This window comes from Streptomyces sp. NPDC044002 (assembly GCF_056434525.1).
On sequence record NZ_JBWKEZ010000067.1, the window covers coordinates 1 to 14,815 of the forward strand.

Sequence of the window (14,815 nt, forward strand, 5' to 3'; positions counted from 1 at the left end):
TACGAGGTCTTCCGCCCGGCACGCCGAGAGCACGCACCGGACGCCGCGGGGCCCGCCCTCCGGGCGGACGGCGCCACTTTGCGGACACCCCCTAGGCCGCGTCGCCCGGCTACACGACGTCCCCGTCCCGCCAGTCGAAGTCGAGCCGCCCGGCGGAAGCCGGTACGACCCCGCCGGGCGGCGTCCACACGTAGGTCGAGCCCTCCTCCTCGGGCAGCCGCTCGGGGCCGGCCGGGCCGAGCACGCCGATCTGCCCGGGGTACGGCTTCCACCCCCGGCTCTCGTACAGGGCCGCCCCCTCCTCGGACGCGGACAGGGCGCCCAGTACGTAAGCCCGGGCGATCACGTCCTCCAGCGCGGCCATCACCGCTCCGCCGAGCCCGCGCCGGCGCCGGTCGGCGCGGACGGCCACGGCCTCCACGTACCCGGTCCGCAGGGCCCGCCCCTGGTGCAGCACCCGCCGCTGGACGAGGCTGCCGTGCGCGACGAGCGCGCCGTCCTCGTACACCAGCGCGTGCATCCCGCCGAGGGCGTGTTCGAGGTCCTCGTCGCCGAAGTCGCCGTCGAAGGCCCCGTCGAGCAGGTCCCGGACGGCGGCGAGGGTGCCCCCGTCGAGCTGGGAGGTGTGCGCGAGGCGGGTCCGCATGTCGTCGCTCATGCCCCCAGTCTGCCCCTCAGCCCCTCCAGTTCGGCGGCCGTCAGCCCGGCCGAGCGCAGGTAGGCGTCCGCATCCAGCCACTCGGCGGTGGACCGGGCCAGGGCGTGCACGGTGGTGCCGAGGCCGGCCGTGTACTCCTCGATCTCGCTGTCGTCGTAGGACCTGCCCCGGGCCGCGTACCGGGCCCGGACCCGCGGCTCGCTCAGCGCGTGGTCGTCGGCTATCTGCTCCGGGCTCGCCCCGGCCAGCCGCAGCAGGACGAGCGCGATGATCCCCGTACGGTCGCGGCCCAGACCGCAGTGGAAGACGACCCCGCCCGGCGGGGCTCCGGCGACGGCGCGGGCCACGGAGGCCACGCGGTCGGGGAAGCGCTCCAGGAAAGGCCGGAAATACGCGGGGGTGCCGAAGCCGGGAGTGCCCCACCACACGTCCCAGAAGTCCCGGTGCTCGATGCCGTCGAGCGGGATCCGCAGGGTGGTCAGCCCGGCCGGACGCGGGGCGTGGTCCACCTCGGCCTCTCCGTCGTTGCGCAGGTCGACGACGGTCCGCACCCCGTGAGCGGACAGTGTGGTCCAGCCCCGGGCGGTGAGCCCGTCGAGGCTGTCCGCCCGTATCAGCGCCCCGGGCCGCACCTCTCCCAGACCGCCGAGGTCGCGGGCGTTGAAGCAGCCTTCCCAGTCCACGAATCGACCGACGTTCGACACGGTCATAGCCCCCCTGTCAGTACACAACGGACATTGGTTCATGACGTCCCGCTGGCCTCGGGAGTTCCCTCGCTGGAAGATCTGGACATGTCGCCTGAGACCCAGCAGTGGACCCCCACCCATGGCCAGCCCTACCGGCCCGTCGCCTACCGTCCCGCGCGCATGCCCGGCCCCGAATCCCTCGCGCGGGCGGCGGAGCTGCGCGCCCGGATGGACGAACGGCGGACCGTGCGCCACTTCTCCCCCGACCCCGTCCCGGAGCAGGCCGTCCGCGACGCCATCGCCTGCGCGGCCACCGCCCCCTCCGGTGCGCACCAGCAGCCGTGGACCTTCGTCCTGGTCAAGGACCCGGCCGTCCGGCAGCAGATCCGCGCCGCCGCCGAGCAGGAGGAGCAGATCTCCTACGACGGCCGCCTCGGCGACGAGTGGCTCGCCGCGCTGCGCCCGATCGGCACGGACGCCGTGAAGACCCACCTCACCGATGCGCCGGCGCTGATCGTGGTCTTCCAGCAGCGCTACTGGCTCGGTCCGAACGGCACGAAGCGCAAGCACTACTACGTCGACGAGTCGGTCGGCATGGCGGTCGGCATGCTGCTCTCCGCCCTCCACCTGTCCGGCCTGGCCGCACTCATCCACACCCCGAGCCCGATGCGCTTCCTTTCGCACGTCCTGAACCGCCCTGAGAACGAGAAGGCCTTCGCGGTCATCCCGGTGGGCTACCCGGCCGACGACTGCGAGGTCCCCGACCTGGTCCGCAAGTCCCTGGACCAGGTCCTCGTGGAGGTCTGAACGCCGGGAGCCCTCCCGCCCCCGGAAATGGGGACCGCCCCCGCTCCGGACTTGGGGGTACCGGAGCGGGGGCGGGGTTCAGCGCAGGGCGGGTCAGCCCATGTGGGGGTAGCCGTACTCGGTCGGCGGGACCAGGGTCTCCTTGATGGAGCGGGTCGAGGTCCAGCGGAGCAGGTTGGACGCCGCGCCCGCCTTGTCGTTGGTGCCCGAGGCGCGGCCGCCGCCGAAGGGCTGCTGGCCGACGACGGCGCCGGTCGACTTGTCGTTGATGTAGAAGTTGCCCGCCGCGAAGCGGAGCTTCTCCATCGTGTCGGCGGCCGCGTAGCGGTCCTGGGCGATGACGGCGCCGGTCAGGGCGTAGGCCGAGACGTTCTCCATCTGCGCGAGCATCTCGTCGTACTTGTCGTCCTCGTACACGTGGATCGCGAGGATCGGGCCGAAGTACTCGGTCGTGAAGACCTCGTTCTCCGGGTCGGTGCACTCGATGACGGTCGGGCGGACGAAGTAGCCCTCCGAGTCGTCGTACGTGCCGCCGGCGACGATCGTGCAGGTCGGGTCGGCCTTCGCACGGTCGATCGCGGCCTTGTTCTTCGCGAAGGAGCGCTCGTCGATGACCGCGCCGATGAAGTTCGACAGGTCGCGGACGTCACCCATGGTGATGCCGTCGACCTCGGCCGCGAACTGCTCCTTGAAGCCGTCGTTCCAGATGGAGGCCGGGACGTAGGCCCGGGAGGACGCGGAGCACTTCTGGCCCTGGAACTCGAAGGAGCCGCGGGTCAGGGCGGTCTTCAGGATCGCGCGGTCCGCGGACGGGTGCGCGACGACGAAGTCCTTGCCGCCCGTCTCGCCGACCAGGCGCGGGTACGAGCGGTAGTTCGCGATGTTGTTGCCGACCGTCTTCCACAGGTACTGGAAGGTCTTGGTCGAGCCGGTGAAGTGGATGCCGGCCAGCTCGGGGTGGTTCAGGGCCACCTCGGAGACCGCGATGCCGTCACCGGTGACGAGGTTGATGACGCCCTTGGGCAGGCCGGCCGCCTCCAGGAGCTCCATGAGGAGGACCGCGGAGTGGGTCTGCGTCGGGGACGGCTTCCACACGACCACGTTGCCCATCAGCGCGGGGGCGGTCGGCAGGTTGCCGGCGATGGCCGTGAAGTTGAACGGCGTGATCGCGTAGACGAAGCCCTCCAGCGGGCGGTGGTCGCTGCGGTTCCACACGCCGGCGCTGTTCGCGGCGGGCTGCTCGGCCAGGATCTGGCGGGCGAAGTGGACGTTGAAGCGCCAGAAGTCGACGAGCTCGCAGGGGGTGTCGATCTCGGCCTGCTGCGCGGTCTTGGACTGGCCCAGCATGGTGGAGGCGGCCAGCTTCTCGCGCCACGGGCCGGCCAGCAGCTCGGCGGCGCGCAGGATGATCGCGGCGCGGTCGTCGAAGGACATCGCGCGCCAGGCCGGGGCGGCGGCCAGGGCGGCGTCCACGGCCTCCTGGGCGTCGGCCTGGGTGGCGTTGGCGTACGTGCCGATGACCGACTTGTGGTCGTGGGGCTGGACGACGTCGAAGCGCTCGCCGCCACCCATCCGCTTGACGCCGTTGATCGTCATCGGGAGGTCGATCGGGTTCTCGGACAGCTGCTTCAGCTGGATCTCGAGGCGCGCACGCTCGGCACTGCCGGGGGCGTACGAGTGGACCGGCTCGTTGACCGGCGCGGGGACCTGGGTCACAGCATCCATGGGGCGGTAACTCTCCTTGACCTGGTTCGGGCGGGCTAGTTCTTGGTGATCATCGAGCGGAGGAAGAAGAGCAGGTTGGCCGGCTTCTCCGCGAGACGGCGCATGAAGTAGCCGTACCAGTCGGTGCCGTAGGCCGTGTAGACCCGCATGCGGTGCCCCTCGGCGGCGAGCCGCAGGTGCTCCTCGCTGCGGATGCCGTAGAGCATCTGGAACTCGTACTCGTCCAGCTTGCGCCCGGCCTGGCGGCCGAGCTCCTGCGCGATGGCGATCAGGCGCGGGTCGTGGGACCCGATCATCGGGTAGCCCTCGCCCTCCATCAGGATCTTCATGATCCGGACGTACGCCTTGTCGATCTCCGCCTTGTCCTGGTAGGCGACCTCGGCGGGCTCCTTGTAGGCGCCCTTCACGATCCGGACGCGGCTGCCGGCGGCGGCCAGGCGTCGGGCGTCGGCCTCGGTGCGGAAGAGGTAGGCCTGGATCACGCAGCCGGTCTGCGGGAAGTCCCGGCGCAGCTCCTCGTGGATGGCGAACATCGAGTCGAGGGTGGTGTGGTCCTCGGCGTCCAGCGTCACGGTGGTGCCGATGGCGGCGGCGGCCTCGACGACCGGGCGGACGTTGGCGAGGGCCAGCTCGTGGCCGCCCTCCAGGGCCTGGCCGAACATCGAGAGCTTGACCGACATCTCGACGGTCTCGCCCAGCTCCAGCTCCTTGAGGCGCTCGATGAGCTCCAGGTAGGCGTCCCGGGCCGCGTAGGACTGCTCCACGGCGGTGATGTCCTCGCCGACGACGTCGAGGGTGACCTCAAGGCCCTTGCGGGTGAGCTCCTCGACGATCGGGATGACCTGGTCGACCGTCTCGCCGGGGATGAACCGGTTGACCACCGGCTTGGTCACCGGGGCGGCAGAGACGATTCGGCGCATCTTGTCGCTGCGCGAAGCGGCGAGGATCGCGGGACCCAGCACGGGGCACCTCCAACGGGTGGCAGAAGCGGACGAACGGACGCCGCAGGGGTGGGCCGCGACCGTAAGGAAAACGCAAGTAAAACCACCGTGAAACCTAAGGATCTCCACGATCCTCTGCCATCGACAGCTGTCACGCATCCGTGGCCCGGATCTCATACATCTGTCTGAAGGGCCCGCCGCGGGGTGGGAGAATGTCCGCGTGAAGGGCGATTACCAGGACCTGGTGGACGAGATCTCGGCGCTGCTCGGCGCCCCGGCGACGCTGGAGAACCGGGACTTCCGCCTCATCGCCTTCGGCGCGCACGACAGCGAGGACGACCTCGTGATGGACCCGGTGCGCACCCGCTCGATCCTGACCCGGCAGTCGACGGCGGCCGTCCGCTCCTGGTTCGAGGGCTTCGGCATCGCCCGCGCCACCGGCCCGGTGCGGATCCCGGCGGCCCCGGACGCGGGGGTCTTCCGCGGGCGGATCTGCCTGCCGGTGCGGTACCGGGGCATCGTCCAGGGCTACGTGTGGCTCCTCGACCAGGACCCCGGCCCGGAGCCGGCCGCCCTGGAGGCCGCCATGGAGGTGGCCCAGCGGATCGGGGTGCTGCTCGCCGAGGAGGCCAAGGCGGGCGCCGACCTCTCGCGGGAGTTCCTGGCGGTGCTCACCGCCGGCCGGGGCTGGCAGCAGGACATGGCGGTGGCCGCGCTGCGGGTGGCTCTGGGGCCGGGGGCCGAGGGGCCGCACGCCGCCGTGTGCGTGGCCCCGTGGTCCGGGGAGGCTCCGGGGTCGGTGCCGGGGGCGGCGGCGGTGTGCGTGGTCCCGGCGGGCTCCGAGTACCGGGACGGTCCGGGCCCGGGGACGGGGGTGCTGGCGGTGCTGGTGCGGCTGCGGTCGGGGGACGCGCTCGGTCCGGCCCTGGCGGCGGTCGGGCGGCTGCTGCCCCGGGCGGAGGCGGGCTCCCCCGGCGGCCGGGGCTCCGCCGGCGGGGGCGGCTCCGTCACCGCCGGGCTCTCCGACCCGGTCCGGGCGCTCGCGGAGCTGCCCGCGGCGTGGGCGCAGGCCACCGCCGCCGCCCGGGCGGCGGCGGGTCAGCCGGGGCTGGGTCCGGTTGCGCAGTGGTCGGGGATCGGGCCGTACCGGATGCTGGCCGCCCTGGGCGCCGGGCCGGCGGACGACCCGGCGACGCGGGCCCTGCTGGGCCCGGCCCACCGGGAACTGGCCCGCACGGCGGAGGTGTTCCTGGACTGCGCGGGGCAGGCGGGGCGCGCGGCGGCCGAACTGGGCATCCACCGCCAGACCCTGTACTACCGGCTGGGCCGGGTGGAGCAGCTGACGGGGCTCGACCTGGACCTCGGCGAGGACCGCCTGCTGCTGCACATGGCCCTCAAGGCCGCCCGCCTGCGGGCCTGAGCACCGCTCAGGCGGGGGTCCTGCGGCGGTGGACCACCGCGCTGCCGACGGCCTTGTCGTGGAGGCCGAGGGCATCGGGGCTGAGCGTGATGGAGGACGCGTTCGCCACGCACAGCACGGGGACCGCGTTGACCACCAGGTTGGCCAGGTGGCGGACCACCGCCGCGCCGTAGCCGAGGCGCCCGCCGCCCCCGAGGACGATCACCTCCAGGCCCAGCAGCCGCTTGCCCGGGGTCGCCCCCCGGCGCGAGACGCACAGCGGCGAGTACAGCAGCAGGAAGGCGGCCGTCCAGATCCCGGCGGCCGTGCGCCAGACCGTCGGGGCGTCGCCGTCGGGGACGCCGAGCGGGCCGAGCAGGCGGTCGAACCCGACGAGCGGCACGAGGATCACCACGATGCCGATCGCCAGGTCCACCGCCGTGGCGGCGCAGCGCCGCACGCCCCCGGCCGGGGAGCCGGGCAGCGGCCGGGCGTCCGGGGCGCGGCCCACGGGCGGCAGGGGGGGCGAGGTCGCCCCCGGCGGACAGGTATCCGGGGCCCATCGGACGCCTACTCCCCCGCCCGCGCGGCGGAGCCGCCCCGCAGGGACGCCGTCAGGCCTTCCGCGATGCGGCGCAGCCCCTCGGTGAACTCCTCCGCGGAGGAGGCGGTCGCGGGGTCGAGCAGCCACTGGATCATCAGCCCGTTGAGCAGCGCCTGGACCACGGAGCCGAGGGTGCGTTCGTCGCGTTCGGTGAGCTCCTCCTCCGGGGTGCCGGTGAGGAGCGCGATCAGGCCCCGGCGGCCCTCGGCCTGGGAGGCGGCGAGCATCCCGCGCAGCTGCGGCAGCCGTTCGCCGCTCAGCGCGACCTCCATGCTGGCCGCCCAGACGGGGGCCGCGGTGTCGTGCTGAGCGAGGACGCCGTCCCACATGGCCCGCAGGCGCTCCAGGGAGCCGTCCTCACCGGGCAGGCCGGCCTGGAAGGCCGTCTCCCCCCACTCCTGCATCAGGGCGATGAACGCCTGGGTGAGCAGGGCGTCCTTGGAGCCGTAGTGGTAGCCGATCGACGCCAGGTTCGTGCCGGAGGCGCCGACGACGTCGCGCGCGGTGGTGCGTACGAACCCCTTCTCGACCAGGCACTTCTTGGCACCTTCGAGCAGATCCTCTTTGTGTCCCATGGCCGCCACCGTAGCAAGACAACCGTCCTAGACGAAGGTCCCACACGAATTTTCCATACACACGTCATAGACAAGCGTTCCATACGCTTGTACATTCCTGCTCATGACGAAGCCCGCCGCCACGGCACCCCTCGCCGGCCGCCGCGAATGGACCGCCTTCACGGTCCTGCTGCTGCCCCTGCTCCTGGTCTCGATGGACGTCTCCGTCCTCTACTTCGCCGTCCCGGCCATCACCCGGGAGCTCGAACCGAGCGCCACCCAGCAGCTCTGGATCTTCGACAGCTACGCCTTCGCCCTCTCCGGCCTGCTGCTCACGATGGGCTCGCTCGGCGACCGGATCGGCCGCCGCAGGCTGCTGCTGATCGGCGCCGCCGCCTTCGGCCTCGCCTCGGTCGGCGCCGCCTTCGCCACCAGCGCCGAGATGCTCATCGCGGCCCGGGCCCTGCTCGGCGTCGGGGGCGCCACCCTGATGCCCTCCACGCTGGCCCTGGTCCGCAACCTCTTCCAGGACGCCGGTCAGCGCGGCAAGGCCATCGGGATCTGGTCCGGCGCCATGACCGGCGGGGTCGCCCTCGGGTCCGTGCTCAGCGGGGTGATGCTGAAGCACTTCCACTGGGGCTCCGTCTTCCTCGTCAACGTGCCCGCGATGCTGCTCCTGCTGGTCCTGGTCCCGGTCCTGGTCCCGGAGTTCAAGGACCCGGCCCCCGGCCGCTTCGACCTGGTGAGCGTGCCGCTGTCCATGGCCGCGGTGCTGCCGGTGGTCTACGGGCTGAAGGAGATCGCAGCCGCCGGCTTCGAACCGCTGTACGCCGCCTGCCTGCTGGCCGGCCTGGCCTTCGGGTACGCCTTCGTCCGCCGCCAGCGCGGCCGCGAGGACGCGATGGCGGGCCGGGCGCTGTTCCGGGACCGCCGCTTCGGGGCGGGCATCGGCCTCAACTCGGTCGCCGCCTTCGCGATGATGGGCTCCGCCTACTTCACCACGCAGTACCTGCAGTCCGTGCTCGGCATGGGCACCCTGGAGGCCGCCCTGTGGAGCCTGGCGCCCTCGCTCCTCATCGGCGCTGCCGCGCCGGTCGCGGCCGCCCTGGCGCAGCGCACCGACCGCTCCCGGGTGATCGCCGGCTCCTTCGCCGTCGCCGCCGCCGGCTTCGGGCTGGTCTCCCTCGTGGGCACCGACTCCCTGTGGCTGCTGCTGGCCGACGCCGGGGTGCTCGCCTCCGGCATCGTCGGCGTGATGTCCCTGGTCTCCGACATGGCCCTCGCCACGGCTCCGGCCGAGAAGGCCGGTTCGGCCGCCTCGTTGCTGGAGACGGGCCAGGAGTTCGGCGGGGCCCTCGGGATGGCGCTGCTGGGCAGCCTCGGCACCGCCGTCTACCGCGCCGACCTGGCGGGTGAGCCCTCCGCCGTACGGGAGACCCTGGGCGGCGCCGTCGCCGCCGCCGGGCAGGCCGGGGGCGAGGCCGGCGGGCAGCTGCTGGCCCTGGCCCGGGAGGCCTTCGTGCACGGGATGCAGTACGCCGCCTGGGGCGGTGCGGTGCTGCTCCTCGCGGCGGCGGGGCTCTCGCTGGCCCTGGCCCGGGGCGGGACGAGCCCGGCTCCCGCCGGGGCGGAGGCGGCCCCGGCCGAACCGGTACCGGCGCACTGAGCCGCGTACGAAAGCCGAGCGGGGCGCAGCGGGCACGCGAGAGGGCCCGGGGTCGCGACCCCGGGCCCTCTCGGCTGTGTGCGACGGTCAGCCGAGGTTGACCGTACGGGCCGAAGCGGCGCCGATCTCCTCGGAGATGGCCGCCAGGACGTCCACCGGGACCTCCGCGTCGACCGTGAGGACGACGAGCGCCTCGCCGCCCTCCTCGGCACGGGCGACCTGCATGCCCGCGATGTTCAGGCCGGCTTCGCCGAGCAGCTGGCCGACCTTGCCGACCACGCCCGGGCGGTCGGTGTAGCGCAGCACGATCATGTGGTCGGCCAGGGCCAGGTCCACGTCGTACTCGCCCACGCCGACGATCTTCTGGAGGTGCTTCGGGCCCGCGAGGGTGCCGGAGACCGACACCTCCTGACCGTCCGACAGGGTGCCGCGGACGGTCACCACGTTGCGGTGGTCCGGGGACTCCGAGCTGGTGGTCAGACGGACCTCGACGCCGCGCTCCTGCGCGAACAGCGGGGCGTTGACGTAGGAGACGGTCTCGTCGACGACGTCCTCGAAAACACCCTTGAGGGCGGAGAGCTCCAGCACCTTGACGTCGTGCTGGGTGATCTCGCCGCAGACCTCGACGTCGAGGCGGACCGCGACCTCGCCCGCGAGGGCGGTGAAGATGCGGCCGAGCTTCTCGGCGAGCGGCAGACCGGGGCGCACGTCCTCGGCGATGACGCCGCCCTGGACGTTGACCGCGTCCGGCACGAGCTCGCCGGCGAGGGCGAGGCGCACCGACTTGGCGACCGCGATACCGGCCTTCTCCTGGGCCTCGTCCGTGGACGCGCCGAGGTGCGGGGTGCAGACGACCTGGTCGAGCTCGAAGAGCGGGGAGTCCGTGCAGGGCTCCTTCGCGTACACGTCGAGGCCGGCGCCGGCGACGCGGCCCTCCTTGATGGCCGAGTACAGCGCGGCCTCGTCCACGATCCCGCCGCGCGCGGCGTTGACGATGCGGACGGACGGCTTGACCTTGTGCAGGGCCTCGTCGCCGATGAGACCGAGGGTCTCGGGGGTCTTGGGGAGGTGCACGGTGATGAAGTCGGCGACCTCCAGCAGCTCGTCCAGCGTCAGCATCTTGACGCCCATCTGGGCGGCGCGCGCGGGCTGCACGTAGGGGTCGTAGGCGACGATCTTCATGCCGAAGGCCGACATGCGCTGGGCGACCAGGACGCCGATGCGGCCGAGGCCGACGACGCCGAGGGTCTTCTCGCTGAGCTCGACGCCCGTGTACTTGTTCCGCTTCCACTCGCCGTTCTTCAGGGCGGTGTTGGCCTGCGGGATGTTGCGGGCGGTGGCGACGAGCAGGCCGCAGGCGAGCTCGGCGGCGGTGACGATGTTGGAGGTCGGGGCGTTCACGACCATGACGCCGGCCTTGGTGGCGGCGGAGACGTCGACGTTGTCGAGGCCGACACCGGCGCGGGCGACGACCTTCAGCTTCTTGGCGGCGGCGATGGCCTCGGCGTCCACCTTGGTGGCGGAGCGGACGAGGATCGCGTCCACGTCGACGATCGCGGGGAGCAGCTCGGCGCGGTCGGCGCCGTTGACGTGCCGGATCTCGAAGTCCGGACCGAGCGCGTCCACCGTGGCGGGCGACAGCTCTTCGGCGATGAGTACGACAGGTTTCGAGCTCACGTGGGTCCTCACAAGTCCAGTGCGGACGGCCGTCCCGACGGCCGCAGGCGGTGGAGGGGGTAGCCGCGTGGAAGACGCACGACACTGTGGGCCTGACGCGTTGTGTTGAGCAGTGTAGTGGCGGATCGGGTGCGGATTTCCGCCTGTACGGAAGGATCACCCGTCCGGGATTGGCCGGGGTGGACAATCCGTCCTATCCGAGGGCTACATTCCGGTGATCTCCGGCCGGCGCCGGAGGGGAGCGGGTGTGCGGCGGGGCCGGGACTCACCGTCCCGGCCCCGCCGTTCACGAGATCAGCTCTCTTCGCTGTCGACCCAGCTCATCAGCTTGCGCAGCTTCTTGCCGGTGGTCTCCAGCAGGTGCTCCGAGTCGGCCTTCTTGTACTCGTTGTACTTCGGCAGACCGGCCTTGTACTCGGCCATCCACTCCTCGGCGAACTTGCCGCTCTGGATCTCCTCCAGGACCTTCTTCATCTCGGCCTTGGTGGCGTCGGTGATGACGCGCGGGCCGGTGATGTAGTCGCCCCACTCGGCGGTCTCGGAGACCGACCAGCGCATCTTCTCCAGGCCGCCCTCGTACATGAGGTCGACGATGAGCTTCAGCTCGTGCAGGCACTCGAAGTAGGCGATCTCCGGCTGGTAGCCGGCCTCGGTCAGGGTCTCGAAACCGGCCTTGACCAGGGCGGAGGCGCCACCGCAGAGGACGGCCTGCTCACCGAACAGGTCGGTCTCGGTCTCCTCGGTGAAGGTGGTCTTGATGACGCCGGCGCGGGTGCCGCCGATGCCGGCCGCGTACGACAGGGCCAGGGCGAAGGCGCTGCCCGAGTAGTCCTGCTCGACGGCGGCGATGCACGGAACGCCGCGGCCCTCCTCGTACTGACGGCGGACCAGGTGGCCCGGGCCCTTCGGGGCGACGAGGGCGACGTCCACGTTGGCCGGGGGCTTGATGAAGCCGTAGCGGACGTTGAAACCGTGGCCGAAGAAGAGCGCGTCGCCCTCCTTCAGGTGGTCCTTGATGGACGCCTCGTAGATCTCGGCCTGGAGCGGGTCCGGGGTCAGGATCATGATGACGTTCGCCCACTCGGCGGCCTCGGCGACCGGGAGGACCTTCAGGCCCTGCTCCTCGGCCTTGGCCTTGGAGCTGGAGCCCTCCTTGAGGCCGACGACGACGTCGACGCCGGAGTCACGGAGCGACAGCGCGTGGGCGTGGCCCTGGCTGCCGTAACCGATGACCGCGACCTTGCGGCCCTGGATGATGGACAGGTCGGCGTCGTTCTCGTAGAACAGCTCGGCCACTGGGATATCTCCTTGGTGCGCTGGTGTTGCTCCCACCGTACGGCGGGGAACGGAATAAGAGTTTCTCGGTCTCGCTATGCGGGCCGGCGTGTCAGCCGCCGTGTCCTGGACACGGCGCGACCGGCCCGGACGCAGCGGGGCTCAGGCGCTGCGTTCGAGCGAGCGCAGGCTGCGGTCCGTGATGGACCGGCCGCCACGCCCTATGGCGATGGTGCCGGACTGCACGAGCTCCTTGATGCCGAAGGGCTCCAGCATCTTGAGCATCGCGCCGAGCTTGTCGGCGCCGCCGGTGGCCTCGATGGTGACGGCCTCCGGGGAGACGTCGACGGTCTTGGCGCGGAACAGCTGGACGATCTCGACGATCTGCGAGCGGGTCTCGTTGTCGGCGCGGACCTTCACCAGGACGAGTTCGCGCTCGATGGCGTTGGACGGCTCCAGCTCGACGATCTTGAGCACGTTGACCAGCTTGTTGAGCTGCTTGGTCACCTGCTCCAGCGGGAGGTCCTCGACGTTCACCACGATGGTGATGCGGGAGATGTCGGGGTGCTCGGTGACGCCGACCGCGAGGGAGTCGATGTTGAACCCGCGGCGGGAGAACAGCGCGGCGATCCGGGCGAGGATGCCGGGCGTGTTCTCGACCAGGACGGAGAGCGTGTGCTTGGACATGTGAGTCGTTCTCTCTCTCAGGCTCTCTCGGCTCAGTCGTCTTCGTTGTCGCCGAAGTCGGGGCGGACGCCCCGGGCTGCCATGACCTCGTCGTTGGAGGTGCCGGCGGCGACCATCGGCCACACCATGGCGTCCTCGTGGACGATGAAGTCGACCACGACCGGGCGGTCGTTGATCGCGTTGGCCTCGGCGATGACCTTGTCCAGGTCCGCCGGGTCCTCGCAGCGCAGCGCGACGCAGCCCATGGCCTCGGACAGCTTGACGAAGTCCGGGACGCGGGTGCCCATGCGGGGGGCGGCGGACTCGCCGAGCTGGGAGCCCACGGTGTCGTGGCCGGTCTCGCCCGCGTGCAGGACCGTGTTCGAGTAGCGCTGGTTGTAGAACAGGGTCTGCCACTGGCGGACCATGCCCAGCGCGCCGTTGTTGATGATCGCGACCTTGATCGGGATGCCGTTCAGCGCGCAGGTGGCCAGTTCCTGGTTGGTCATCTGGAAACAGCCGTCGCCGTCGATCGCCCAGACCGTGCGGTCCGGCATGCCGACCTTGGCGCCCATCGCGGCGGGGACCGCGTAGCCCATGGTTCCGGCGCCGCCGGAGTTCAGCCAGGTGCGGGGCTCCTCGTAGTTGACGAAGTGCGAGGCCCACATCTGGTGCTGGCCGACGCCGGCCGCGTAGATGGTGCCCTGCGGCGCCAGCTGGCCGATCCGCTCGATGACCTGCTGCGGCGAGAGGCTGCCGTCCTCGGGGAGGTCGTAGCCCAGGGGGTAGGTCTCGCGCCAGCGGTTGAGGTCCTTCCACCAGGCGGTGTAGTCGCCGGTGTTGCCCTCGTTCGCCTCCGCCTGGACGGCCTGGATCAGGTCGGCGATGACCTCGCGGGCGTCACCGACGATCGGGACGTCGACGGCGCGGTTCTTGCCGATCTCGGCGGGGTCGATGTCCGCGTGGATGACCTTGGCGAAGGGGGCGAAGCTGTCCAGCTTGCCGGTGACGCGGTCGTCGAAGCGGGTGCCGAGCGCGATCAGCAGGTCGGACTTCTGGAGCGCGGTCACGGCGGTGACGGCTCCGTGCATGCCCGGCATGCCGAGGTTCTGCGGGTGGGTGTCCGGGATGGAACCCAGGGCCATCAGGGTGGTGACGACCGGGACGCCGGTCAGCTCGGTGAGGACCTTCAGCTCGGCGGTGGCGCCGGCCTTCATGACGCCGCCGCCGACGTAGAGGACCGGCCGCTTGGCGGCGGCGATCATCTTGGCGGCCTCGCGGATCTGCTTGGCGTGCGGCTTGGTGACCGGCCGGTAGCCGGGCAGGTCCTGGCTGGGCGGCCAGGAGAAGGTGGTCTTCGCCTGGAGGGCGTCCTTGGCGATGTCGACGAGGACCGGGCCGGGGCGGCCGGTGGAGGCGATGTGGAAGGCCTCGGCGATGGTCTTCGCGATGTCCTCGGCCTTGGTGACCAGGAAGTTGTGCTTGGTGATCGGCATGGTGATGCCGACGATGTCCGCCTCCTGGAAGGCGTCGGTGCCGATCGCCTTGGAGGAGACCTGGCCGGTGATCGCGACGAGCGGGACGGAGTCCATGTGCGCGTCGGCGATCGGGGTGACCAGGTTGGTGGCGCCCGGGCCGGAAGTGGCCATGCACACGCCGACCTTGCCGGTGGCCTGGGCGTAGCCGGTGGCGGCGTGGCCGGCCCCCTGCTCGTGGCGGACCAGGATGTGACGGACCTTCTTGCTGTCCATCATCGGGTCGTACGCCGGGAGGATGCAGCCGCCCGGGATACCGAAGACGGTGTCGCACCCCACCTCTTCGAGAGAGCGGATGAGGGACTGCGCGCCCGTGACGTGCTCAACTGCGGTGGGCTGGTTCTGCCCACCCGTACGGGGCCGCGGCTGCGGATGGTGGGCCCCGGAGGCCTGCTCGGTCATCGGCATTCTCTTCTCGAAGCTGAGGGTTTTACGAGGAGCGGGGGGTGGTCCGGATCTGGTCCGGACGCGTGTGCCAGTGCAACAAAAAACCCCTCGTGCCGGGTGGCAAGCGAGGGGAGCGCGTCGGTGGTGTCGAGCGGGGACATGCAGGCCCCAGCTTCAGCCGACGCGCTTTCCAAGTACGAGAATTCGGGTGCGCATGGCATTGACCCTCCCTCCG

Annotated in this window: 13 protein-coding genes; 3 read left to right on the top strand and 10 right to left on the bottom strand. The window is 71.5% G+C overall.

The window, feature by feature from the left end; genetic code table 11:
- Nucleotides 1-109 precede the first annotated feature (109 nt).
- Both AC07A6_RS33960 and AC07A6_RS33965 read right to left on the bottom strand, forming a co-directional pair.
- The gene (locus AC07A6_RS33960) at nt 110-658 is read right to left on the bottom strand and encodes a GNAT family N-acetyltransferase (RefSeq protein WP_386271208.1); all 549 of its coding nucleotides are present in this window, start codon (nt 656-658) and stop codon (nt 110-112) included.
- Complete coding sequence (locus AC07A6_RS33965; protein WP_478779687.1) at nt 655-1,368, bottom strand: tyrosine-protein phosphatase; 714 nt, start codon at nt 1,366-1,368, stop codon at nt 655-657. The genes AC07A6_RS33960 and AC07A6_RS33965 overlap by 4 nt, the downstream gene beginning before the upstream one ends.
- Before the next feature lie 81 nt (nt 1,369-1,449).
- Between AC07A6_RS33965 and AC07A6_RS33970 the strand changes: the two genes are divergently transcribed.
- A complete protein-coding gene (locus tag AC07A6_RS33970) occupies nt 1,450-2,151 on the top strand; it encodes a nitroreductase family protein (RefSeq protein ID WP_362462950.1) in 702 nt (233 codons plus the stop codon).
- 93 nt (nt 2,152-2,244) lie between these two features.
- Here AC07A6_RS33970 and pruA read toward each other — a convergent pair whose 3' ends face one another.
- Together pruA and AC07A6_RS33980 are read right to left on the bottom strand one after the other, a co-directional pair.
- Nucleotides 2,245-3,876 (bottom strand): L-glutamate gamma-semialdehyde dehydrogenase, encoded by a 1,632-nt coding sequence (gene pruA / locus AC07A6_RS33975; protein WP_478779688.1) that lies wholly within the window; start codon nt 3,874-3,876, stop codon nt 2,245-2,247.
- A gap of 35 nt (nt 3,877-3,911) precedes the next feature.
- The gene (locus AC07A6_RS33980; protein ID WP_385761631.1) at nt 3,912-4,838 is read right to left on the bottom strand and encodes a proline dehydrogenase family protein; all 927 of its coding nucleotides are present in this window, start codon (nt 4,836-4,838) and stop codon (nt 3,912-3,914) included.
- Nucleotides 4,839-5,037: 199 nt separating this feature from the next.
- Here AC07A6_RS33980 and AC07A6_RS33985 point away from each other — a divergent pair, with 199 nt between their 5' ends.
- A complete protein-coding gene (locus AC07A6_RS33985) occupies nt 5,038-6,237 on the top strand; it encodes a PucR family transcriptional regulator (protein WP_478779689.1) in 1,200 nt (399 codons plus the stop codon).
- Nucleotides 6,238-6,244: 7 nt separating this feature from the next.
- Here AC07A6_RS33985 and AC07A6_RS33990 read toward each other — a convergent pair whose 3' ends face one another.
- Nucleotides 6,245-6,727 carry an RDD family protein gene (locus AC07A6_RS33990; protein ID WP_478779690.1) on the bottom strand — a complete coding sequence of 161 codons (483 nt, stop codon included), beginning with the start codon at nt 6,725-6,727 and terminating at the stop codon, nt 6,245-6,247.
- Nucleotides 6,728-6,786: 59 nt separating this feature from the next.
- A complete protein-coding gene (locus AC07A6_RS33995) occupies nt 6,787-7,395 on the bottom strand; it encodes a TetR/AcrR family transcriptional regulator (RefSeq protein WP_362462935.1) in 609 nt (202 codons plus the stop codon).
- A 103-nt stretch (nt 7,396-7,498) separates the two neighbouring features.
- On the opposite strand from AC07A6_RS33995, the gene AC07A6_RS34000 reads away from it, so the two are divergent.
- The gene (locus AC07A6_RS34000) at nt 7,499-9,040 is read left to right on the top strand and encodes an MFS transporter (protein ID WP_478779691.1); all 1,542 of its coding nucleotides are present in this window, start codon (nt 7,499-7,501) and stop codon (nt 9,038-9,040) included.
- 87 nt (nt 9,041-9,127) lie between these two features.
- On the opposite strand, the gene serA is transcribed toward AC07A6_RS34000, so the two are convergent.
- The 4 genes from serA to AC07A6_RS34020 all read right to left on the bottom strand — a co-directional run bounded on the left by serA (nt 9,128) and on the right by AC07A6_RS34020 (nt 14,601).
- Nucleotides 9,128-10,717 (bottom strand): phosphoglycerate dehydrogenase, encoded by a 1,590-nt coding sequence (serA, locus tag AC07A6_RS34005; protein WP_125816088.1) that lies wholly within the window; start codon nt 10,715-10,717, stop codon nt 9,128-9,130.
- 294 nt (nt 10,718-11,011) lie between these two features.
- Entirely contained in the window at nt 11,012-12,013 is a 1,002-nt protein-coding gene (ilvC, locus tag AC07A6_RS34010) for a ketol-acid reductoisomerase (RefSeq protein WP_478779692.1), read from the bottom strand.
- 141 nt (nt 12,014-12,154) lie between these two features.
- The gene (ilvN, locus tag AC07A6_RS34015; RefSeq protein ID WP_007266740.1) at nt 12,155-12,679 is read right to left on the bottom strand and encodes an acetolactate synthase small subunit; all 525 of its coding nucleotides are present in this window, start codon (nt 12,677-12,679) and stop codon (nt 12,155-12,157) included.
- Nucleotides 12,680-12,711: 32 nt separating this feature from the next.
- The gene (locus AC07A6_RS34020; RefSeq protein WP_478779693.1) at nt 12,712-14,601 is read right to left on the bottom strand and encodes an acetolactate synthase large subunit; all 1,890 of its coding nucleotides are present in this window, start codon (nt 14,599-14,601) and stop codon (nt 12,712-12,714) included.
- Nucleotides 14,602-14,815: the final 214 nt, after the last annotated feature.

Excerpts from the sequence above, each read along its gene's own strand:
- AC07A6_RS33965 (WP_478779687.1), bottom strand. The coding sequence starts at position 1,368 with ATGACCGTGTCGAACGTCGGTCGATTCGTGGACTGGGAAGGCTGCTTC.
- AC07A6_RS33970 (WP_362462950.1), top strand. The coding sequence starts at position 1,450 with ATGTCGCCTGAGACCCAGCAGTGGACCCCCACCCATGGCCAGCCCTAC.
- AC07A6_RS34020 (WP_478779693.1), bottom strand. The coding sequence starts at position 14,601 with ATGCCGATGACCGAGCAGGCCTCCGGGGCCCACCATCCGCAGCCGCGG.
- AC07A6_RS33960 (WP_386271208.1), bottom strand. The coding sequence starts at position 658 with ATGAGCGACGACATGCGGACCCGCCTCGCGCACACCTCCCAGCTCGAC.
- AC07A6_RS34000 (WP_478779691.1), top strand. The coding sequence starts at position 7,499 with ATGACGAAGCCCGCCGCCACGGCACCCCTCGCCGGCCGCCGCGAATGG.
- AC07A6_RS33995 (WP_362462935.1), bottom strand. The coding sequence starts at position 7,395 with ATGGGACACAAAGAGGATCTGCTCGAAGGTGCCAAGAAGTGCCTGGTC.
- ilvN (WP_007266740.1), bottom strand. The coding sequence starts at position 12,679 with ATGTCCAAGCACACGCTCTCCGTCCTGGTCGAGAACACGCCCGGCATC.
- pruA (WP_478779688.1), bottom strand. The coding sequence starts at position 3,876 with ATGGATGCTGTGACCCAGGTCCCCGCGCCGGTCAACGAGCCGGTCCAC.